Raw genomic sequence first — 22,754 nt, forward strand, 5'->3', positions numbered from 1 at the left:
TGGTTTATTTTTTCCTAAATTAATGATATAGTGTTATAAAACAACATGAAAGGGGTTACAATATGGAGTTTAATGTTTGGGATATTTTAATCGACTTTGGTATCATTTCTGCACTATTGCTGGTTGGAACTTTTCTGAGAGCAAAAGTGGGAATATTTCAACGGTCGTTTATGCCTGCAAGTATTATTGCCGGAATCCTTGGTTTGCTTTTAGGAAGCCATGGATTGAATATATTGCCATTTTCAGAACTAATCAGCACGTATCCTTCTTTATTGATTGCAGTAGTATTTGCTGCGCTTCCTTTATCAACACCAAAATTTAAATGGTCAGATATGTTTGATAAAGTAGGAAGATTATGGTCTTATTCTCAGGTTATTATGCTTCTTATGTGGGGAGGGGGATTATTATTTGCATTAGCGTTATTAGTACCGATATTTGATGTGCATAATGGATTTGGTTTGCTGCTTGCAGCAGGTTTTGTCGGAGGGCATGGCACCGCAGCCGCAATAGGAGAAGCCTTCCAGAGTCAGGGATGGGAAGAAGCTACTACATTAGCAATGACTTCAGCAACCATAGGAGCTATCTTAGCGATTGGAATAGGGTTGCTATTAATAAAATCTAATGCAAATAAAGGAAATACAAATTATATTAGCAGTTTTGATAAGCTTCCCAATGAATTGAAATCTGGTTTATTACCGAAAGATAAGCGAGATCCACTAGGAGAAAATACAGTATCAAGTATTTTAATTGATCCTTTTGCATTTCATCTGATTCTTGTTTTGATTGCTACTTCAATTGGGTATTATCTAAGCCAACTGGGCGAATCACTCTATGCAAGTTTATCCATTCCAGCATTTTCTCTTGCTTTTTTAGTCGGTCTATTACTGAGATATTTTTTAGAATGGATTAAAGCAGACGATTATGTTGATCATAAAATCATGAGCAGTATAGGGGGGAATGCAACTGATTTTCTAGTTGCATTTGGCATTGCATCTATCAACTTGACGGTAGTTGCTGATAATATTGTGCCATTTAGCATTCTTATTATATTTGGCATCATTCTCAGCTATATTTTTTATAAAGTTTTATCAAGGTATTATTTCCAGGAAAATTGGTTTGAAAAAGGAATTTTTACATTCGGGTGGATTACGGGGGCTGTTGCAACAGCAATTGCATTATTAAGAATCGTTGACCCAAAATTAAAAAGCAATACGTTAGATGAATTTGGGTTGGCGTATATACCAATAGCACCAGTGGAAATCGCAATTATTACATTTTCACCGCTGCTTATATTAAATGGGCATCATTGGCTCTTTGTCGTGATTACGATAGTTATTAGTTTCGTGATATTAACAGTATCCTACTATAAAAAATGGATTATATTAAATTCAAAGGAGAGATCAAAGTGAGTGAGAAGGTAGAATTTTTATACTTACAGGAAGAAGAATTAATTGAGGCTGGTGTTCTTGATATGAAAGAATGTGTCAGCACCATTGAGGAAATGTTTCATCTTATAGGGAAAGGCGATTATATGCTGGGAGGACCAAACAGAAATGATCATGGTTTAATGCTTTGGTTTAATAAAGAGGAGCCATTTGAAAATATACCAAAAGCAGGTCCAGATCGAAGGTTTATGTCACTTATTTCCTATCTCGGAGGAGCATTCGATGTAATAGGTAATAAATGGTATGGCTCTAATGTTGAAAATATGGATAAAGAACTGCCGCGTTCCATTCATACTTTTACACTTAATGATAAAGAAACAGGAGCACCGCTGGCAATCATGGCGGGGAACTTAATCAGTTCTATGCGAACGGGTGCAGTGCCTGGAGTTATATCAAAACATCTTGCTAAGAAAGACGCAAAAGTTTTAGGTGCTGTTGGAGGCGGTGCAATCAATCAGTCTTGTATCGAAGCAATAGCAAGTTCCGTTAGTACGCTTGAAAAGATTGTCCTTTTTGATATTAATTTAGAAAAAGGAAAACAAATTGCTGATAAATTGGAAAGGCAATTGAATCTTTTCGTTGAAGTAGTCGATGATTTGGATCACTGTATTCAGCAATCCGATATAGTAACTGTTGCTACATCTGGGAAAATTAAGCCAGAAATAAAGAAGGAAAGTATAAAGCCTGGGGCGCTTATCATTCTTACAGGAGCAGCAGATTTATCTCAAGAAGTTTACAATCAATCAAGAATCGTTTCAGATTTATGGTCTATGCATAAAAAATGGCTGGAAGATGGATTATCACATCCTGATGGTATAGCCAGCATTCGTGATTGGACGATGTCAGGTCAACTATTAGAGCTCATCCATAACGGTGAATTTGATGACAGCACGGTTGATGATATCGGGGATATTATTTCAGGTCAAAAGACGGGAAGAAATACAGAAGATGAAGTTATTATTTGTATGACTGGAGGTCTTCCTACAGAAGACGTTGCCTGGGCATATAAAGTATATCAAAATGCATTAAAGAACAATATTGGAACAGCGCTTCCGTTATGGGAGAGCTCCTATTTAACAAAATAAATTAGTTTTCCTGTTTTCATTGAATTCTGCAGCTAAATTGAATAATAGAAAAAATAATGGATTGCTATTCTGATTGATTATGAATAGCAATCCCATCTTTAACTTAAGACTTGAATAAGAAGTAACACCATCCACTGCCTGATGTTACTTCTTATTCTAAATATAGAAAACAAGGTAAACAGAAAAGGCTCCAAATACAATAATATAAAAAAGTATTTTAGCAAGTGTCGGCTTCTTGTAACAATCGTAAATTGCAGGTACAGTAATTAAAAAAAGTGCAATAATCATAGTTGCTGTATTTAAGAAAAAAGTAATTAAAATCCCTGCAATAATAAATAAAACCCCTGATATAATATTCTCTTTCCTATTTATCATAAGTCACCCCATATTCTCTATATCACGCTTAAATCAAGGTTATTTTCACACTGCCAATATCACGGTAGCTGGCAAGATATTCACCTGCTTCTGCTTCAAATGGCGAAATAAATGTTCCAGAAGAAACCACCATGCCTTTTTGCAAAGACAAGTTATGACTGGCTAATTTCTCCACAAGCCATTTAACCGCATTGACAGGATTATCTAATACCGCATCAGAGCATCCGGTATGTGTTGTTTTTCCATTATATTTTAAATCGAGATCAATTGCACCGAGCTTTTCTATGCTGGGAGAAGGAACAGGGCTGCCTGTAACTATTCTGCCTGTTGCTGTATTGTCAGATAGCAAATCCATTAATGAAAAATTCGGGAACCAGTTGATATATCTTGCATCTGGAATTTCAATTCCCGGAGCAACAGAAGTTTTTTCGATGATTTCCTGAACATCTGCGTTGTTTGAGATATCTTCATTGATGAAAAACATCAATTCAGGTTCAATCAAGGGAGAGAATAAATGGGATAGGGCATACTCAGCATCTCCCTGTAACACTTGTGATGTCAGAATGGTTCCGTAGGCAGGCTCGTGTGTATCAGCAATTGCCTGTGTTTCTTTGCTGGTCATACTGATTTTATAGCCCGCGACCGAATCACCCTCCTGAACACGTTTGTTAATAAACGCATGCTGCACTTGATATGCTTCGTCTTCGCTGATTGTATAGTTTTCACGAATAAATGAAACGGGCTTATGCGCCTCGTAAGCTGTTTCGATATGTGCTAAAATTTCGGGAATAACGCTCATGCTTAAAATCTCCTTATAGCTTTTTCATAATATTATATGATTATGATGAAAGAAAAGAGCGTCTCCGTCAAGAGGCCGCTCTGTATATATACTTAGTTATCAGCAGCAATTTTCAATGTGAGCTGCTTTACTTCTTCTATTGTCTTAGCTCCAGATAATGCCATCGATACAGCAACTTCTTGCGCAAGGTTAGCGAATATCTTCTGAACGCCTGCTTCTCCCTGAAGTGCAAGCGCGTAGGTATACGGACGCCCAAATAAAATCGCATCTGCGCCAAGCGCCAGGGCTTTGATGACATCTGCTCCCCGGCGGATGCCGCTATCAAGCAGCAAGGGGAAATCTGGACCAACAGCTTCGCGTATAGCTGGTAATGCTTCCAGACTTGGTATGATTCCGTCCATTTGTCTGCCGCCATGATTGGAGACAATAATCCCGTCTATTCCGGCTTTTATTGCTTGTTTTGCATCTTCAGGATGAAGGATGCCTTTTAGAAAAATTGGCAGCTTCGTACGTTGACGTAATGCCGTTATATTGTCCCAATGAAGGGATGGGTGATGAAGGTTTTCAATAATTGATTCAACTTCATCCTGTCCATCCTTTAAGCCTTCTTGAAATGCAGGATCCTGGACATAGTTTGCTTTTCCATACCCTTTTTTCAATGGGGAGTACTGATGCCTCATATCATCTTCACGCCACCCGAGAATCATAGTATCCACGGTGACCACTATCGCTTCATATCCGGCTTTTTCTGCGCGTTCTGCCATACTGTAGGAAATAGCATCATTATTGGACCAGTATAATTGAAACCATTTTGGTCCATGAGGAACAGCTTCCGAGACTTCTTCGATAGATCTTGCTGTAACAGTGCTTTGAATGTATGGAATATTCATCGAAGCCGCAACATTTGCAATGGCAAAGTCAGGTTCTTCATGAACCATTTTTAAATGTCCTATCGGAGCGACCATTAATGGGGAAGCATATTCTTTTCCTAAAATACGTATAGATGTGTCCACTTCGGAGACATTACGTAAAAACCTGGGAATAATCGAATATTTCTCAAAGGCTTCTCTGTTTTTTCTTAACGTTTCTTCCCCGCCGGCACCAGAGCGGATGTGGCCAAATACTTCTGCCGGCAGGGCATGCTTTGCTGCAGCTTCAAGCTGTGCAGTGCCAATTGGAAAGGAATCTTGTATGGTTATATGCTCTAAGAAAGAGCCTTTCTTGGATGAGGTTGTCATATTTTTTCCTCCAATTAATCTTTTTTCAATCGTTCGGCGAGTCGGTTTCCAAGAGACTGAAGACCTTGAACGATAATAACGAGCATAATAACCGTAACGTACATGACGTCTGTTTCATAACGCAAGTGTCCAAATCGGTAAGCTAAGTCACCCAGGCCTCCAGCGCCGACTAATCCGGCCATAGCAGTTGCCCCGATAAGGCTGATTGTTGCGATGGTTAATGCAAGAACAATGGCTGGTCTCGCTTCACGCAGCATCACATTCCAAATAATTTGATGTGTCTTTACTCCCATCGCTCGATATGCTTCGATAACACCTTGGTTGACCTCTAACAGGGAGGATTCAATCAGTCTGGCGATATAAGGAGCTGCATTGACAACGAGCGGCACAATAACTCCTTTTACACCAATGGTTACACCTACAATCAATTTGGTGAAAGGAAGCATAAAGAATAAAAGAATAATAAATGGAATGGACCGGATGACGTTAATCAGCAGGTTTAAAGACTGATAAACAAACTTATTTTGCAAGGGTTGTCCCGGACGTGTCAAAACTAATAGAATAGCTAAAATAACGCCGATAATAACAGCGAAAAATAAAGAGATTAAAACCATTTGAAGAGTTTCTATTATGGCATCATAAAACTCTGAACCCCATTGATCAATAAATGCCTGCATGTTAATTCACCCCCAATTCTTCTACTTCTACGCCTTGTTCTTTTAAGAAGGAGAGAGAATGTTCTACTTGATGCTCACTGCCAATCAAATGAACGACAAGGTTGCCGACAATGCCATTTTTTAATTCGATAATATTGGCAGTCAGAATATTCGGCTCTACATAAAATTGCTGTGTTACCTTAGACAGCAGCGGCTGACCTGTATTTTCACCAAGGAAGGTTAAACGAATTACTTTGCCTTCTAAATTCAATTCATCAATTAAACGATCCGATAATTTTCGTTGTGAAATGGTATTTAAGAACTTTTTAGTCGTCGGCTGTTTAGGTTTTGTAAATAGTTCTATCGTCGAACCTTGTTCAATGAGGTTTCCGTTTTCAATAACATAGACATAATCGCATATTTTTTGGATAACGTTCATTTCGTGCGTGATTAATAGTATTGTGATCCCAAGCTCTGCATTAATTTTTAATAATAGTTCGAGAATGGAATTTGTCGTTTCTGGGTCGAGTGCGCTGGTTGCCTCATCGCTCAGGAGGACCTGTGGCTCCTGTGACAGCGCCCTGGCAATAGCGACACGCTGCTTTTGACCGCCGGAAAGCTGGGAAGGATAAGCATCTTTTTTCTCAGATAAATCGACAATATCTAAGTATTTCATGACTCTTTCCTTAACCTCTGCCTTCGGTACGCCGAGTAATTTTAATGGAATCGCAATGTTATCATAGACACTGGCAGTCCTTAATAAATTAAAATGCTGAAAAATCATGCCGACCTTTTGTCTTGTTTGCCGGAGCTTTTCTTTTGACAGCTTCGTTAAGTCGGTTCCATCAATCCAAACCTTTCCTTTCGAAGGAGACTCCAGTAAATTGACACAGCGAATTAATGTACTTTTTCCTGCACCGCTGTAGCCGATTACGCCATGGATTTCTCCTTTATTGACAGAAATCGTCACATCGTCCAGTGCAGTAACATCCTTTCCTTTTTTGGAGGGGAAAACTTTTGTGACATTCTCTAATTTGATCATCTGCTGTTTTTCCTGCCTTTCTATCATTATGCTGCAGTTGATAGGTAATATTGTTTGCAGCTGTCTTGTCAGAATCGATACAATTTCTAAAAAAGAGCCTCTCTAGGGTAAGAGAGGCTCGAAAATGTAATCTTATTTTCTGCTCTCATCTTTCAAGACGGGTGTCTTGCTGGAATTAGCACCTTTTTTTAAGGTTGCCGAGCTTCAACGGGCCAGTCCCTCAGCTGCTCTGGATAAGAGGTGTGGTAGTAATTGAATTGTATTCTTTAAAAGTATCTTATTTTACAAGTTTCGTCAATATTTATTTTTGAAACAGCTGCAGTTTCTCAATACGTCGAATAGCTTCGCGAATACGATTCTCTTCTACGAGTAATCCGACGCGTATATAACCTTCTCCATTCTTTCCGAAACCATTCCCGGCTGCAACGGCTACATCCGCCTCTTGTAATAAATAATCAGCAAATGTTTCACTTGTAAATGCCGCTGGTACAGGGAGCCAGGCAAAGAAAGAGCCTTTCGGTGCAGTGACTTCCCAGCCGATACGTCTGCATTCTTCTATGAGAACATCTCTGCGCTGTTCATAGCGTTCCACAAGCGAGGTGACACAGCTTTGGTCCCCTAATAATGCTTCCGCAGCTGCCTTTTGAATAGCTGGGAAAAGACTGACAAATAAATGGTCCTGCAGAATATTAATCGCTTCGATCATATCTTTGTTGCCAGCAGCAAAACCGACTCGCCAGCCGGCCATATTATAGGTTTTGGAAAGGGTGTACAGCTCAACGCCGACATCTTTCGCTCCTTTTGTCTGTAGGAAGCTTATTGGCTGATAGCCGTCGAAACCGATGGCTCCATAAGCGAAATCATGAACAACACCGATATCATTTTCCTTCGCTAACGCAACGGTATCTTCAAAAAATTCTTTCGTTGCGACACCTCCGGTCGGGTTGTTTGGATAGTTGAGATATAATAGCTTGGCAAGTTTCTTTTGTTCCGGCGTCAGGGCAGCATAATCTGGTAAAAAATTGTTTTCCTCTAATAATGGAAACGTGTCATAAGTAACGTCTGCTAATGAAACACTGGACAAATAATCTGGATATCCAGGGTCTGGCAAGAGCATTAATTCGCCTTCATCCATAACAGCTAAAGGGAGTTCTACCAAGCCAATTTTACTTCCGAACAAAATAGCAATTTCTGAAGCAGGATCTAAATCGACATTATATTCTCTTTTATAAAACTGTGCTGCAGCCCCTTTTAATTCATCGGTACCGCGGAAAGGGGAATATTTATGGGCAGCCGGATTTTCGGCGCTTTCCTGAAGTGTACGGATAATATGCGGCGGTGTCGGCTGATCCGGGTTGCCTTGTCCGAGATTGATAATATCTCTTCCTTCTTCCAGGGCTGCAGCGACTTTGCCGGCAAGGGATGCAAAAAATTGAGCAGGAAGCTTTTCTACACGACGGGATAACTTCATCATCTATCGACCTCTTTATACTAGTTTGTGAATTTTATAATTACATCTAATAGTATAAGTTTGCAGTGCGATTGTCTATAAAAAATATGAGAAAACAGCAAAACAAGGCAGGATGGGAATTTTTTCCGTGTCTCTTATTCATCCCTTTTTCCGTTGCATTTCATATGTGAAAGTAGTAAGATAGAAATCGTGTCAAATTATGTTAAATAATTAGATAATTCCAAGAATTATTTGGTTTGGAGGTAGGAGGAATAAAAATGAATACCAAACTGCGTATAGGAAATTATTTAGCAATTGCATTTATGTTATTTGCTTTATTTTTTGGAGCGGGGAACCTGATTTTCCCGGCACAGCTCGGACAATTATCAGGAGATAATATTACCCCGGCTACGATTGGCTTTTTAATCACTGGAGTAGGGTTGCCTTTTCTGGGTATTATGGCAATGGGCTTCTCTGGAAAAAATAATCTGCAGGAGCTTGCCAGCCGTGTCCATCCTGTTTATGGTCTTGGGTTTACGGCGTTACTTTACTTAACAATCGGACCATTCTTTGCAGCTCCAAGAACAGGAACAGTGGCTTATGAGGTTGGTATTGGTCCATATGTAAGCGAAGGATCTCAATCAACGGTTCTCTTGATTTTTACCGGAGTCTTTTTCTTAATTGCCCTGCTTGTCTCGTTATTTCCATCTAAAATTGTTGATAATATTGGGAAATTTTTAGCGCCAGTGTTGGTTGTTTTACTGCTTGTTTTATTGGCAGTTGCCCTCTTTAATCCGATGGGGACGATTCAGGCTCCAGAGGAAGCATACCAGACTTCCGCCTTTTTTATCGGATTTTTAGAAGGTTATAATACGATGGATGCTTTGGCAGCACTGGTATTTGGGATTATTATTATTAATGTTATCAAAGGGTTTGGAATTACAGATAATAATCAAATTCTCTCTGCGGTGACGAAGATAGGCTTAACTTCGACAGCACTGCTGGTTATCATCTATGTAGGAATCTCTTACCTGGGTGCAACAAGTGTGACAGAATTAGGTGTATTGGAAAATGGAGGGCCTGTGTTAAGCGGTGCTGCAGCGTATTACTTCGGTACATTTGGAACGATTTTGCTGGCTGCTATTATTATATTAGCTTGTTTGACCACTGCTATTGGTCTGATTACAGCAAATGCAGAGTATTTCCATACCTTGTTTCCGGCGATTGCTTATAAGCCATGGGTATTCTTCTTTTCCATTTTAACTTTTGTCATAGCTAACTTTGGTTTAGAAAATATTATTGCTTTTTCTACGCCGGTACTTATGTTCTTATATCCGCTGGCAATGGTATTAGTTTTGCTGACGTTCGTATCACCGTTTTTCAACCATTCACGTCTTGTCTACATCCCGACTATTGCAGTTACGTTCATATTTAGTATCATAGACGGTCTTGTAGCGCTTTATCAGTCATTAGAATTAGAGCTGCCTGGATGGTTAGATACGCTTATTGAGACACTAGGCGATACTCTTCCGCTTTATGCAGAAGGTTTGGGCTGGCTTTTGCCGGCAGTTATTGTCGCAGTCATTATGATTATTGTCTCGAAAGTAAAAAAATAAAATAAAACCTGGCTGTTGGATTTTTTTATCTAACAGCCAGGTTTTTTAATTATCATTTTTTCCTGCAATTCCGTAGAAAAACAACTTCATTAATTCTTCTGTCAGCGGAACGAGCTGTTCGATGGCATCTCCTTTTTGTAAATAATCGCTAAACATCTGAAGGTAGACGAAGATAGCTGTATCGCTGATAGCAGGATCAATAAAACCTTCATCCCTGCCCTGTTGAACGAGCTGCATCATTGCTGGAAGTGCCTTTTCCTGGTAGAGACGCTCGATAAAATTACCTGGTATTTTATATTGCTCCATCATATAATTGGAAAATTCTTCGTGTACATCATTTACGATTTGTGCTTCAGAGAAGATAAGCTGCTTCATCTTCTCTTCATACGATATCGGCTTTTCAATGAGTTTATGATATATTTCCCACATTTGATTCGTATAGTAGACAAGCACTTCATGCAATAATTTTTCCTTGCTATCAAAATAATTATAAATGGTTACCTGCGACACACTTGCTTCCTTTGCAATCTTTGAGATGGAAACCTTTTTGATGCCATTTTTTTTAAATAATGCTGCGCTTGTATTTAAAATCTTTTCTTTTTTGATTGATGTTCTGCGTTCAAATCCATCCATAGCCTGTCACCCCCGTAATTATCACAGTGTAACTGGATGGGACTGGGACTGCGGTTACTCGCCCCACCGAAAACCATTGCGATTACTCGTCCCATCGTATAGAGCTGTGTGTCGAAAAGCCCTCACTGAATAAGGTTTTACTTTATCATATCACATTTAGAAATGAAATATAAATATAATAATATTTCAAAACTTATTGACGTAAAATTATTTTATCTATATTATGAAATATATCAGGTTAAATATTTCAAAACTTTCAGGGGAGGATTTCTTATGACTGTACTGCAGCTGGACCGGGTATCAAAACGATTTGGTGATTTTCAAGCACTGGATCACGTGTCAATGGAATTAAGAGAAGGAGAAATTTATGGATTTATCGGACCGAATGGAGCGGGGAAGTCAACAACGATACGTATTTTATTAGGAATGTTAAAGGCAACAGAGGGGCGCGCAACCTTATTTGGGAAGGATGCATGGAAGGACGCTGCAGATATTCATAAACGCTGTGCCTATGTACCGGGAGATGTGTATGTATGGCCCAATTTAACGGGCGGAGAAGTGATTGATGTTTTACTGAAAATGAACGGGAGCTATTCTGAGAAAAAACGTGATGAATGGGTAGAACGATTTCAGTTTGACCCGACGAAGAAAGCAAGGTCTTATTCGAAGGGAAACCGGCAAAAAATTGCTCTGATAGCTGCCTTTGCTTCAGAAGCTGATTTATTTATCCTGGATGAGCCGACCTCGGGACTTGACCCTCTGATGGAGCATATTTTTCAGCAGGGTGTAAGAGAAATGAAAGAAGCAGGGAAGACAGTACTTTTATCCAGTCATATTTTATCGGAGGTCGAGAAGCTTTGTGATCGTGTTGCAATTATTCGCAAAGGAAAAATCATTGAAAGAGGTACACTGGATGATTTGCGTCATTTAACAAGAATGCAGATGCAGGTAGAAACCAGAGAAATTCCAGAAGGATTCGCAAATCTGTCCGGTGTACACCAGTTAGAAGAAGCAGAAGGACAAATTACTTTTCAGGCAGATACAGATCATATGGAGGAGATTATCAACTATTTAAATAAATATGGCGTACGGAAACTAGAAAGCACTCCGCCGACGCTGGAAGATTTATTTATGCGTCATTACGAGGGACGAAGCAGCGAGGAGAATGCGTGATGAGAAAACATATCAAAGGAACGGGGATATTGTTCCCTATTTTAATGAGACAGCATCGACTGCGGCTGCTGCTGTGGCTGTCTGGACTTGTTCTGGTAAGCTGCTCTGTAGCTTATGCGTACCCAGACCTGTATCCTGATCAGGCATCCAGAGAAGCTTATTCCATGACGATGGAAAATCCGGCCATGATTGCCATGCTTGGAATAGGGTATGATCATTACCAGAAGATTGGCAGCTTATTTGCGCTGGAGATGCTATTATTTTCTGCCATTGCGGTGGCTATTATGAATATTTTACTCATGTCGAAGCTGACAAGGGATGATGAGGAGAATGGCATCTTAGAGCTTGTTCAATCTCGATCTGTCGGACGTTTAAGCTATCTAACGGCTTCCTTTATGGTCATGCTGTCTGCGAATGTTTTATTCGTTATCCTGCTTGCGGCAGCAATGGGCTTTATGCAGATAGACGGCTTTGGATTTTCTGGAGTTGTCCTTTATAGCAGTCTTTTGGGGAGCTTTGGACTGCTGTTTGGTACTATGACAGCATTCTTTGCTCATTTTTCGGTCACTTCAAGAGGAACTAGTATTTTGGGGTTTGGTGCGTTGTTTTTCTTCTATATTTTACGAGCTGTCGGGGATGTGGAAGCGGCGTTTTTATCTTGGATCAGTCCGCTTGGCTGGTTATCAAGAGCGTATGTTTTTGTGGACAATAACATCTTTCCAATCGGTTTATTGCTGGTAAGCAGTCTGGGACTAGGTATTATAGCATTTATCCTGCAGGCAAAACGTGATATAGGGGATGGGTTATTACCTGAACGGGCAGGTTCAGTGCGTGCTTCTGCCTTTTTAAAAACAAAGGTCGGGCTGGTCATCCGCTTACAGAAAACAATGATTTTCATGTGGACGATTGGCATCTTGCTGCTTCATATTGTTTTTGCGCTTATATTAGGAGATTTAGAAGCCTTCTTTTTAGAGAATGAAGCGATGCAAGCCTTTTTAACAGGCGAAGGAAATGTCATGGAGCAATTTATTGTTTTATTGATGGCTATCATGACATTATTTATTACGGCGCCGGTAATTATCAGTTTTTTGAGGCTGCGCGGAGAAGAAAAATCCAATCGGACAGAACTTGTATTCAGCAGGGCAGTGTCACGGATGCAGCTGCTGAGGGCTTATCTTGTTCCGGCTATTCTAATTGCGATTCTGCTGCCGATATTACAGGCGTTTGCATTATGGAGTGTGGGAACGGTTATCAGTGAGGACATGATGCCTCTTGGAGATGTCATGGGAGCTTCCGTTGTGTATATTCCAGCGGTTCTGCTTGTGTTAGGCTTGGCTGTTTTATTAATCGGCTGGCTTCCCAGAGCAATTTCACTTGTGTGGCTCTTCCTCGTTTACGGGTTTATCGTCATCTATTTAGGAGATATTTTAGAGCTTCCGGATTGGGTAAGAAAGCTATCGGTCTATGAACATGTTCCAGTTTACCCCAGTGAGGAACTGTCTTATGCCTCTCTATTGATTCTCTCTGGAATAGGTGTATTATTGATATTTATTGGTGCATGGGGATATAAGCGACGTGATATAGAAGGATAATAGATAGAAAAATCATGTCTGCAGAAAATTCATACAACGTTAAAATCCGGTATATAATGATAATTTAATAGAAAGTAACCTCTTTAACTCGATTGCCGTAAGGGGTTACTTTTTTTATTTACAAAATAATAGAATGTGAAAAAGGAAATCAATATGCATTCGAAATGATGTGTACTGTCAAGAAAGAGAAAACCATAGGAAAAGGACATCTGCCGCCTTGAAAAAATAGTCAAGGACACTCTGTGGAAGAAGTTAGAGATAAGGACTTACAATCAATGATCAGATAAATGCAATGGGGATTATACAAGGCTAGTATGTTTATCGAAAAAGTGACATACTTATCTCTTTCCCCTTATAATAGAATGGCAGAGATAATTAGAAAAGCTTGAGACAGGGAGATTTGGTTAAAGCTGCCTATACACAATCTTTCCTGCAAGCTTTACATAACGAGGAGATCAACAATATGTTTCATTTTCATAAGCCAAATAATAAGAGAAATTTGGAACCTAAAGCAACATTGAGTTTAAAAAGCAAAATGATTATTCTGATTAGCCTGTTGATTTTGGGTATTTTTATTCTTCTTACTTGGTTTCTCCACTCGTTTATTTCTAACACCATTGAAGACCAGGTTGGGAAACGTGCGCTAAGCGTAGCTCAAAGTGTCGCTAATATACCAGAAATCAGTTCGGCCTTCGAGTTAAATCATCCTGCTTCAGTCATTCAGGAAATTGTTGCTCCGATTCAGGAAGAAACGGCTGCTGAATTTATTGTTGTGGGAAATAAGGAAGGAATCCGCTATTCCCATCCAGACCCAGGAAGAATCGGGGAAAAAATGATTGGCGGAGATAATGCTCGTGCTTTACAAGAAGGAGAAGCTTATGTATCTCAGAGCGAGGGATCACTTGGATTGTCTATTCGCGGAAAGGTGCCAGTAAGAGATGAGACAGGGAATATCATCGGCGTAGTATCCGTAGGCTTTCTAAATGAGGATGTCCAAAGCATTATAGCGAATCAGAGCAAGTCCCTGTGGCTTACCATGATAGGAATTGTTGTATTAGGTATTGCAGGTGCCATTTTTATTGCCCATCATATCAAAAAGCTATTATTCAATATGGAGCCAAAAGATATTTCTTATTTACTTTTGCAAAAGGAAGCAATATTGCAATCCACGCATGAAGGAATGATAGCGGTTGATCATAATGGAATGATAACGATGATAAACAAAGCAGCAAAACAAATCCTGTTTCGTGAGGATCAGCAGTTTGGGCATGTTTCTGGGAAATCAATTGATCAATTCATTCCCAATACGGGTTTATTTGAAGTATTGAAAAGCGGGAAGAGCCAGTACGACAAAGAAATGATATTTGGTGAATCCATTGTTTTAGTAAATCAAGTACCTGTCTATATGGAAGGGGAAATAGCTGGGGCGGTTTCTACTTTCCGGAAAAAAACGGAAATAGAGCATGTGACGCAGGAGCTTCAGCAAATTAAACAGTATGCAAATGCCCAGCGTGCTCAAACACATGAATTTTCCAATAGTTTATATACCATTCTCGGCTTGCTTCAATTAGGGGGGCGAGAAGAAGCCATCGATTTTATTAAAAAGAAAAGAAATATTCAAGAGAAGCAATCGCAAATCTTAACGAAGCATGCAGCCAATCCGGTAGTTCAGGGACTTTTACAAGGGAAAATCAATCAGGCGAATGAGCTTGGGGTGACTATTTCCATCCACCCGGACAGTCAACTCAATCATGTTTACGGCGGGGATAAACAGGAGACATTAATTACTGGAATTGGAAATATGCTTGAAAATGCGCTGGAAGCCGTAAAAGGTAATCAGGAGAAGGAGCGGCAGATTAATCTTTTTTTTACAGATATTGGGGACGATATTGTGGTAGAGGTGGATGATTCTGGTCAGGGTATATCAGAGGAGGCAGCTGCCCATATCTTTGAACAGGGGTATTCCACAAAAGGAGAGAAAAATCGTGGAATAGGATTAGCGTTGACACAGCATGCCGTCCAAAAGCAAGGCGGTCAAATCATGCTGGAAGAAGGAGAAATGGGCGGTGCCTGTTTTGTAATGATTATACCTAAAAATGGGGGCGACTCGGATGAAGGACAGCATACAGGTTCTTATTATTGAAGACGATTTTCGAATTGCTGAAATCAACCGGAGATATGTAGAGAGGATAGAAGGATATATGGTCCAGGAAGTAGTGAAAACAGGAGAAGAGGCGCTTGCTTTTCTTAAAAAGTGTACGTATCTTCCACAGCTGATTCTGCTTGATATATACATTCCTGATGTAAAAGGATTGAATCTGCTTTGGCAAATACGTCATCTCTATCATGAAATTGATTTGATTCCTGTTACTGCTGCTAATGAGACAGTAACCATTGAAGAAGCACTAAGGGGAGGTGCTTTTGATTATATTGTAAAACCTGTCGATGCGGAGCGTTTTGCGCAGTCCTTGGAGCGGTATAAGCAATATCGGAAATTTTTTTCTGCTAAAGAGACGTTAGGACAAATGGAAATTGACGCTTTTACAGGTGCTGTAGACGCCAGCTATCCATCTAATTTGAACAGCATTAATACGACTTTGCCTAAAGGAATTGATCCGATTACGTTGAATGATATTAAACAACTTTTGGAAGCAGATCAAGGGAATGGGATTACTGCCGTGGAACTGAGCAGTAAAATTGGAACGAGCAGGTCTACGGCACGCCGTTATTTGGAATACCTGGTATCTGCGAAAGAGGTCCAAACAACATTAAAATACGGTACTGTCGGCAGACCAGAACGAGAATATATACTTCGTGAAACTTATGAACAAAATGAATAATATAACAAATAAACAACTTATGAGAAGAAGGTTCCGCCTTCTTTTTTTTCATGCTATTTTATTTATTAATCGAAAAATTTGTTAACGCTTTCAAAAAAGGGCGTAACTAGCTAGTAATTACGAGGGATAATCAATAGTATGAAATAAGGGGAGATAGGGATGTTAAGCTTAATAGGATTTTTAACAATACTGGCAATTGTTATTTTATTGATTCGAGGTAAGGTTCAGCCGATTATTGCGATGGTATTAATACCTATTTTAGGTGCATTTATTGCAGGTTTTGGTTTAGGAGAAATTGGAGAATTTTTTAATGAAGGAATTGCTACTGTAATCGACGTTGCTGTTATGTTCATTTTTGCAATTCTTTTCTTCGGGGTGATGTCGGATGCTGGATTATTTGATCCATTAATTAATAAAATGGTTGCGATTTCCCGCGGGAATGTTATTGCCGTTAGTGTAGCTACTGTATTTATTGCAGCTGTTGCACAGTTGGATGGTTCTGGAGCGTCGACATTTCTCATTACGATTCCCGCACTGCTTCCGCTATATAAACGTTTGAACATGAATCCATATTTGCTGCTTCTTTTGATTGCAGGAAGTGCAGCCATCATGAACATGGTTCCGTGGGGAGGGCCTTTAGGGCGTTCTGCTTCTGTTTTAGGTATGAATATTACGGAATTATGGTATCCTCTTATACCAGTACAAATCATTGGAATGGTATTAATGATTGGTATAGCTATATTTCTTGGATTTAGGGAAAAAAAGAGAATTGAACGGCGCTTTGGGAAAATGGAGGCTGCTGCAGCACTGGAGAATATTGCAGAAAATATAGATATTGACAGCGCTGACGGGGAGAAAAGTTCCCCCAATAAAAATCCGAACGCGCGTCCCAAATTGCTTTGGATAAATACGATTATTACATTAGGTGTTATTGCACTGTTAGTAACTGGGATTATCCCGGCTGGACTTGCGTTTATGATTGGACTTGGTTTTGCATTACCAATCAATTATCCAAAAATGAATGATCAAACGGAGAGAATTAAAGCACATGCCTCAAGTGCTTTAACGATGGCAACGATTATTTTAGCTGCTGGAACATTTTTGGGGATTTTAACAGGGACAGGAATGATGGATGCTATAGCGGAAGATGGTGTGTCCATCATGCCGGAAGCCGTCGGGCCATATTTACATCTGATTATCGGCTTCCTAGGAGTACCTCTTGACTTGCTCACAAGTACAGATGCATATTATTTCGGAATACTTCCAGTTGTGGAACAGATTGCATCAGGCTTTGGCGTAGAATCCGTATCTACTGCATACGCGATGATTATTGGAAACATCGTAGGGACCTTTGTTAGTCCGCTTGCTCCTGCAGTTTGGCTGGCGCTTGGTTTGTCAGGTTTGGAAATGGGACGCCATATCAAATATTCTCTTCCTTGGTTGTGGGGGTTAAGTATTGTTTTAGTAATTATTGCAGTATTCATGGGTGTTATTTAGGAAGGCACTATTTGACACTATATATAAAAGAGACAATCGCTTACCAGAGATTGTCTCTTTTATATGGGGAAGTTTGTGCCTCTTATTATTAGGTGAAACCGAATGACGTTGATTACGAAACAGAAGACGAAAAATTTTATCTGATTAATAAATTTTTTAAGCGATAAAGAAAGGGAATCGAAAGGGTTTAGTTTACTCAGAATGCAGGAATTGTTTAGTTATATACAATTCCTGCATTTTATAAATGGAGGAATCAAAATGGGAGGTTTAGCATGTCAGAACATATAATCAAAAAAGGAAAGGCGAACCTTTGGAAAGGGTACGAAGCAGCTGGAGGAACGTTATTTCTATCGGAAACAGAATTAACGCATCGTCCGCATGCTGTAAATATTCAATCCGGTGTCATCTCAATCGGTTTAGACGAGATTGAGCAGGTAGAAGCAACCGCAAATAAGCTTTTATTTATTCCTATCCCAAATGGCTTAACAGTCACCTTAAGGAATGGGGAGAGGTATCAATTTGTTGTTTTCGGCAGACGGAAATGGATAGATGAAATAGAATATACGATAAAGAATTTTGTTTGAATTTTGATCCGGATAGAATATTCAGGTTTTAAAGAATATATTTACTTTACCGCAGTCCCAGTCAGTTACACTGCGATAAAAAGTAAAGATTTCGCTATTTTGTTACATAATCTGCCAAAATCTTTTAATATTTTCATTTAATTTGTCATTTAGTATATAAATTTCTATCCAGAAGTAGTAAAATAAGAAAAATTAGAATGTTTATTTTCGATACAATCATTTTTAGAAGCAGTAGCTTGAAATAGTTAGAAAACTTAATTTGTTGAAAATTATTTCAGATAAGTGATGTGTCTGAGGCATTCCAGAATAAGCAAGGGAAGAGAGCTATTCTCTAATCTTTTAGTAAAAATCTTAGAAAGAAGGTAAGGAAATTGGCGGAATTGCGCAGCGATATGATAAAAAAAGGTGTGGATCGTGCACCGCATCGAAGCCTGCTACATGCTGCAGGAGTAAAAACAAGAGACTTAGGAAAACCATTTATTCTGGTGGTCAACTCTTATATAGACATTGTTCCAGGACATATTCACTTACAAGAATTCGGAAAAATTGTAAAAGAAGCAATTCGGGAAGCTGGCGGGATACCATTTGAAATGAATACGATTGGGGTAGATGATGGCATTGCGATGGGGCATATTGGAATGAGATATTCCCTGCCGAGCCGGGAGCTGATTGCCGATTCTGTGGAAACGGTGGCAAATGCGCACTGGTTTGACGGAATGGTGTGTATTCCCAACTGTGACAAAATTACACCGGGGATGCTGATGGGGTCTCTTCGTGTAAATATCCCATCTATTTTTGTCAGCGGCGGTCCGATGAAGGCTGGTACAGACAGTGCTGGTAATCCGCTTTCCCTGACTTCTGTTTTTGAAGGAGTAGGAGCCTATCAAGCTGGAAAAATTGATGAAGCAAGATTACTAGAGTTAGAGCAAAATGCATGTCCGACATGCGGCTCTTGTTCGGGAATGTTTACAGCGAATTCAATGAACTGTCTGGCAGAAGGAATTGGACTTGCGCTTCCAGGAAACGGGACAATTCTTGCTGTTGCAGAAGAACGTAAAGAGTTTGTAAAACGTTCTGCAAAACAATTAATGGAATTAATCAAGAAAGATATCAAACCGCGCGATATCGTAACGAAGGAAGCAATCGATAATGCCTTTGCATTAGATATGGCAATGGGCGGATCGACGAATACAGTATTGCACACATTGGCTTTGGCCCATGAGGCAGAAGTAGATTATCCGCTGGAACGTATTAATGAAATCGCAAATCGTGTGCCGCATTTGGCTAAGGTTGCTCCGGCATCAAATTATCATATTGAAGATGTTGACAGAGCGGGTGGAATCAGTGCAATTATTAATGAATTATTGAAAAAGCCAGGGGCATTTCATGGAGACAATTTAAGTGTATCTGCGAAAACAATCCGGGAAAACGTTCAAGATTCGGAAATTCTGGACACAGATGTTATTCATACATTAGATAACCCGCATTCCGAACGAGGTGGACTGGCCGTATTGTTTGGGAATCTGGCTCCAAATGGCTCTATCGTCAAAGTAGGCGCTATTGACCCAGAGGTAGGCGGGTATTTCAAAGGGCCGGCTGTCTGCTTTGATTCACAGGAAGAAGCATTAGAAGGAATTGAATCCGGCAAAGTAGAAGAAGGGCATGTTGTGGTAATACGTTATGAAGGCCCTAAAGGCGGTCCGGGAATGCCGGAAATGCTTGCGCCGACCTCACAGATTGTAGGACGGGGGCTTGGTGCGAAGGTTGGTTTAATTACTGACGGACGTTTCTCCGGCGCATCCAGAGGGATTTCTATCGGCCATATCTCACCAGAAGCTGCAGAAGGCGGTCCAATTGCCTTTGTAGAGGATGGAGATATAATTGAATTAGATCTCGAAAACCGTGAAATGAATTTACTTGTTTCGGATGAAGAATTTGAAAAACGCAAAGCAAATTGGAAAGGCTTTGAGCCAAAAGTGAAAAAAGGGTGGCTTGGCCGCTATTCTAAACTTGTCACTTCTGCGAACACTGGCGGAGTGATGGAAATATAATTGAAAATCTGCGTCACAGTTTAATCGCTGTGACGTTTTTTCTTGATAGGATGTTAACGATAAACGTCTAGTTTGAATAATATAAAGTGAAACTTCAATCAGTGGGGGTTTTCTTTTCATCCCCACTGATTGGGGTTGCGATTACCCGCCCCATCATAAAGAGTTGTTAGCTGAATGAATCGGGCCGTTACTGGCTGTTGGGTCTCCCACTTAGAATTTTCCAGTTCCTTCTATTCTTAAAGTGGAAGCCTTACAAAAGCCCTTCGATGAGGCAAGTAATCGCAATGGTTTTCGGTGGGGCGAGTAACCGCAGTCCCAGTCCCAGCCAGTTACACTGCGATAAATAACGGAAGATGATTTGAAGCGAGAGGTTGAGGGGAAATGGATGAAAAAAAGGATAATCATTCTAACCATTCAGATCAAGATATACAAGTTTCTTATAGCTTAAAATTAGCTTTGATTGGCGGTCTGTTAGCTACATTGGGTGATGCTATCAGCACCTATGCTGCCAGCTTGGCAATCGATGAATTTTTACAGGAATCGGAAGAGCAAAATGAGAAGGACCAGCAGCTGGAGGAAAGACTGGCTGCAATAGAAAGGAAATTAGATGCATTTCAGAACAAAACGGAATGAAAAATGAACGGTTAAAGAAGTTGGATGAGTAATAAATTTTCAGGCGAGCCATGTTTAATCAGGGAACAGTGTATAGAAAGCGGCAGCATCTCTTTTTTATTATTGATGACTGCACAAGTGAATGATTCGGAAGCTTTGTGCCTACGATTTAAACAGCTGACAATTATTTAGCCGGGGACCTAAATAAGGGGGATAGGAGCGCCGCTTAAATAGCTGCTATTTGTCGTTGCCAATTATGTTCATTAGAATAGATTATTAAATAATCCCAAGGCAGGACGTTTAATATGGATAATAATCTGAAAGCGTTATTCAGTTCGTGGGAGGCTGCCATAGGCACCCTTCTTTCTGCTATAGCCAGTACGCCTTCCTCTAAACTGAATGAAACGCTGCAAACGAATTTGGATTTAGCAGGAAATGTCATGCAGGCTACAGGCAGTGCTTTAGCAGCCGACAGTGAAAAAAAGCTCACTTTAAACAAATTCGGAAACCAAGTTCAAGCGATTGGAAACGCCGTTGTGATTAGCGGGATAGTCATTTCATTTACTGAAGAAACAAAGAGAAAAGTAACCATCAAAGGTAATTTATTTCAAGCTGTCGGAAGCAGCATGGCTCTTCCTGATTTATTGGATACCACTGAGATAACTATGGATACGCTATATGAAATCTATGGAGCACTGCTTCAATCGATCGGAAATGCGTTACAGGGTTTGTCAGGCATGATTGAACTAAAAGGGGAGCGGGGAGAACATATTGATTTTGTTGGCAGCTGGATACAAACCATTGGCGCCTTTATCCAAGCTCTTGTACAAAGCAAAACATCATATATTGATTATGAAAAGTCATTTTCGGGTATGCACATCCAGCGCAGTAAATTTGAATTTCCGTTAAGGATGGAAACCTGAGAAGATACGTTGCTGTTTTATTAGCAGTGAACTAGTATAAAAGATAGAAAAGTTTAGTATGCTAAGAGAAAAGGAAATGAATATCAACGGATTTCTTATAAAAGGATGATGATAATGATTCCAGCACAACCAGCTATCACCCGAAAAAGTATTGTTATGTTATTACGTCTTGTTGCTGTTGTTTTTTCCAGTATAGCAGCTATTTTATCAACGGTATTGCCGCTTTTATTTTATACGGATTTGTCGGCCGGCGCTGTGATGACCGTTGCTTCCGTATTACTAATCGGCGCTGTATTTATTCATGGCATGCTGACTCACACCTTGAATGATATTGCAGATTATCAATCAGGCACAGATCAATACAGCCCCGGTGTACTTTCCGGAGGCAGCAGAGTGCTGCAGACAGGCACAATGTCTGTAGGAATGCTCAAGCAATTAGGTATTTGGATGACGATATTCTTATTGCTGATGGCTATCCTGTTTGCTTTTCTCGGCCTTACGGAATTTGCTGTATTAACCTTGGTCGGTATCTGGGGAGCAGTATCTTACTCACTAAAACCATTTCAGTTAGCCTACTATCCATTTGCAGGAGAATGGCTCAGTTTATTCCCAACTATGCTGATGCTGGGAATCGCTGCTCCTTGGATTTTACTCGGACAAGTTCCTGCCTGGACATGGCAAAATGCAATAATCAATGCAATCTGGTGTATGGCGTGGGTAATGGTTCATCATATTCCAGACCGGCATGCGGATAGAAAAGCAGTGCCCCTGAAGCAAACCTCTGTGGTGTGGGCAGAGAATAAGTTTGGAGCAAGCGGTGCTAAACTGCCTGCCATGCTTTATTTTATCTTGATTGGTTTGCTGCTTATTTGGACAGCTTTTACACGGCCGGCTGGAGCAATAGGAGCTGGCATTCTACTGACTTATGCAATTTATCTCGTGATAAAAATGGATATTGACGACGTAGAAAAAGTAACAAATGATGAGAAAAAGCTGCTTATTCTTGCTTTTGTAACCGCGATATGGCTGGGGAGCTTTGTTTAAAAGAAGGATTATATTTAGTCGCATGTTAAGAGCTGGACAAAAAATTCAGCTTTTAAGATGCGATTTTTTTACGGAAAAGTTTTTAAAACAAGAGTAAAC

At 39.9% G+C, this 22,754-nt stretch carries 20 protein-coding genes and 1 riboswitch; of the genes, 13 read left to right on the top strand and 7 right to left on the bottom strand.

Annotated features, from left to right (window positions below):
* Window positions 1-62: 62 nt before the first annotated feature.
* Complete coding sequence (locus MKY45_RS04120) at window positions 63-1,409, top strand: sodium/glutamate symporter (RefSeq protein WP_042531933.1); 1,347 nt, start codon at window positions 63-65, stop codon at window positions 1,407-1,409.
* On the top strand, window positions 1,406-2,530 hold the full coding sequence (locus MKY45_RS04125; RefSeq protein WP_042531935.1) for a tyramine oxidase subunit B: 1,125 nt from the start codon (window positions 1,406-1,408) through the stop codon (window positions 2,528-2,530). Before MKY45_RS04120 ends, MKY45_RS04125 begins: the two co-directional genes overlap by 4 nt.
* 156 nt (window positions 2,531-2,686) lie before the next feature.
* Here the strand turns inward: MKY45_RS04125 and MKY45_RS04130 are convergent, their stop codons facing one another.
* The 6 genes from MKY45_RS04130 to MKY45_RS04155 form a co-directional block, all read right to left on the bottom strand.
* Window positions 2,687-2,905 (bottom strand): hypothetical protein, encoded by a 219-nt coding sequence (locus MKY45_RS04130; RefSeq protein ID WP_042531937.1) that lies wholly within the window; start codon window positions 2,903-2,905, stop codon window positions 2,687-2,689.
* 28 nt (window positions 2,906-2,933) lie between these two features.
* The gene (locus MKY45_RS04135) at window positions 2,934-3,704 is read right to left on the bottom strand and encodes a 2-keto-4-pentenoate hydratase (RefSeq protein WP_042531939.1); all 771 of its coding nucleotides are present in this window, start codon (window positions 3,702-3,704) and stop codon (window positions 2,934-2,936) included.
* A gap of 92 nt (window positions 3,705-3,796) precedes the next feature.
* Window positions 3,797-4,942: an alpha-hydroxy-acid oxidizing protein gene (locus tag MKY45_RS04140; protein ID WP_042531940.1), complete on the bottom strand. Its 1,146-nt coding sequence runs from the start codon at window positions 4,940-4,942 to the stop codon at window positions 3,797-3,799.
* Window positions 4,943-4,956: 14 nt separating this feature from the next.
* Window positions 4,957-5,625 (bottom strand): methionine ABC transporter permease, encoded by a 669-nt coding sequence (locus MKY45_RS04145; RefSeq protein WP_139089063.1) that lies wholly within the window; start codon window positions 5,623-5,625, stop codon window positions 4,957-4,959.
* The gene (locus tag MKY45_RS04150) at window positions 5,621-6,640 is read right to left on the bottom strand and encodes a methionine ABC transporter ATP-binding protein (RefSeq protein ID WP_193064031.1); all 1,020 of its coding nucleotides are present in this window, start codon (window positions 6,638-6,640) and stop codon (window positions 5,621-5,623) included. The genes MKY45_RS04145 and MKY45_RS04150 overlap by 5 nt, the downstream gene beginning before the upstream one ends.
* Window positions 6,641-6,782: 142 nt before the next feature.
* Window positions 6,783-6,880, bottom strand: a riboswitch (SAM riboswitch).
* A gap of 61 nt (window positions 6,881-6,941) precedes the next feature.
* Window positions 6,942-8,111 carry a pyridoxal phosphate-dependent aminotransferase gene (locus MKY45_RS04155; protein WP_341173469.1) on the bottom strand — a complete coding sequence of 390 codons (1,170 nt, stop codon included), beginning with the start codon at window positions 8,109-8,111 and terminating at the stop codon, window positions 6,942-6,944.
* A gap of 257 nt (window positions 8,112-8,368) precedes the next feature.
* On the opposite strand from MKY45_RS04155, the gene brnQ reads away from it, so the two are divergent.
* Entirely contained in the window at window positions 8,369-9,706 is a 1,338-nt protein-coding gene (gene brnQ / locus MKY45_RS04160; RefSeq protein ID WP_042531949.1) for a branched-chain amino acid transport system II carrier protein, read from the top strand.
* Window positions 9,707-9,751: 45 nt separating this feature from the next.
* Here the strand turns inward: brnQ and MKY45_RS04165 are convergent, their stop codons facing one another.
* On the bottom strand, window positions 9,752-10,339 hold the full coding sequence (locus tag MKY45_RS04165; protein ID WP_341172559.1) for a TetR/AcrR family transcriptional regulator: 588 nt from the start codon (window positions 10,337-10,339) through the stop codon (window positions 9,752-9,754).
* A gap of 273 nt (window positions 10,340-10,612) precedes the next feature.
* Here MKY45_RS04165 and MKY45_RS04170 point away from each other — a divergent pair, with 273 nt between their 5' ends.
* From MKY45_RS04170 to MKY45_RS04215, 10 genes are all read left to right on the top strand, one after another.
* Complete coding sequence (locus tag MKY45_RS04170; RefSeq protein WP_042531953.1) at window positions 10,613-11,512, top strand: ABC transporter ATP-binding protein; 900 nt, start codon at window positions 10,613-10,615, stop codon at window positions 11,510-11,512.
* On the top strand, window positions 11,512-13,104 hold the full coding sequence (locus MKY45_RS04175) for an ABC transporter permease (RefSeq protein WP_341172560.1): 1,593 nt from the start codon (window positions 11,512-11,514) through the stop codon (window positions 13,102-13,104). Before MKY45_RS04170 ends, MKY45_RS04175 begins: the two co-directional genes overlap by 1 nt.
* Before the next feature lie 463 nt (window positions 13,105-13,567).
* On the top strand, window positions 13,568-15,247 hold the full coding sequence (locus tag MKY45_RS04180; RefSeq protein WP_341172561.1) for a sensor histidine kinase: 1,680 nt from the start codon (window positions 13,568-13,570) through the stop codon (window positions 15,245-15,247).
* Window positions 15,216-15,944: a response regulator gene (locus MKY45_RS04185; protein ID WP_341172562.1), complete on the top strand. Its 729-nt coding sequence runs from the start codon at window positions 15,216-15,218 to the stop codon at window positions 15,942-15,944. Before MKY45_RS04180 ends, MKY45_RS04185 begins: the two co-directional genes overlap by 32 nt.
* Window positions 15,945-16,103: 159 nt before the next feature.
* Window positions 16,104-17,441 carry a CitMHS family transporter gene (locus MKY45_RS04190; protein WP_042531965.1) on the top strand — a complete coding sequence of 446 codons (1,338 nt, stop codon included), beginning with the start codon at window positions 16,104-16,106 and terminating at the stop codon, window positions 17,439-17,441.
* A gap of 272 nt (window positions 17,442-17,713) precedes the next feature.
* Window positions 17,714-18,025: a hypothetical protein gene (locus MKY45_RS04195; protein WP_042531967.1), complete on the top strand. Its 312-nt coding sequence runs from the start codon at window positions 17,714-17,716 to the stop codon at window positions 18,023-18,025.
* A gap of 380 nt (window positions 18,026-18,405) precedes the next feature.
* Complete coding sequence (gene ilvD / locus MKY45_RS04200) at window positions 18,406-20,076, top strand: dihydroxy-acid dehydratase (protein ID WP_256706275.1); 1,671 nt, start codon at window positions 18,406-18,408, stop codon at window positions 20,074-20,076.
* 381 nt (window positions 20,077-20,457) lie between these two features.
* Window positions 20,458-20,709, top strand: a complete 252-nt coding sequence (locus MKY45_RS04205; protein WP_256705709.1) for a hypothetical protein — start codon at window positions 20,458-20,460, stop codon at window positions 20,707-20,709.
* A 284-nt stretch (window positions 20,710-20,993) separates the two neighbouring features.
* On the top strand, window positions 20,994-21,611 hold the full coding sequence (locus MKY45_RS04210) for a DUF6944 family repetitive protein (protein WP_341172563.1): 618 nt from the start codon (window positions 20,994-20,996) through the stop codon (window positions 21,609-21,611).
* A gap of 114 nt (window positions 21,612-21,725) precedes the next feature.
* Window positions 21,726-22,655, top strand: coding sequence for a prenyltransferase (locus MKY45_RS04215; protein ID WP_212928587.1), 930 nt, complete (start codon window positions 21,726-21,728; stop codon window positions 22,653-22,655).
* Window positions 22,656-22,754 lie beyond the last annotated feature (99 nt).

The sequence above is a fragment of the Oceanobacillus sp. FSL K6-0251 genome (assembly GCF_038004725.1).
In the GTDB taxonomy this organism is placed as follows: Bacteria; Bacillota; Bacilli; order Bacillales; family Amphibacillaceae; genus Oceanobacillus; species Oceanobacillus oncorhynchi.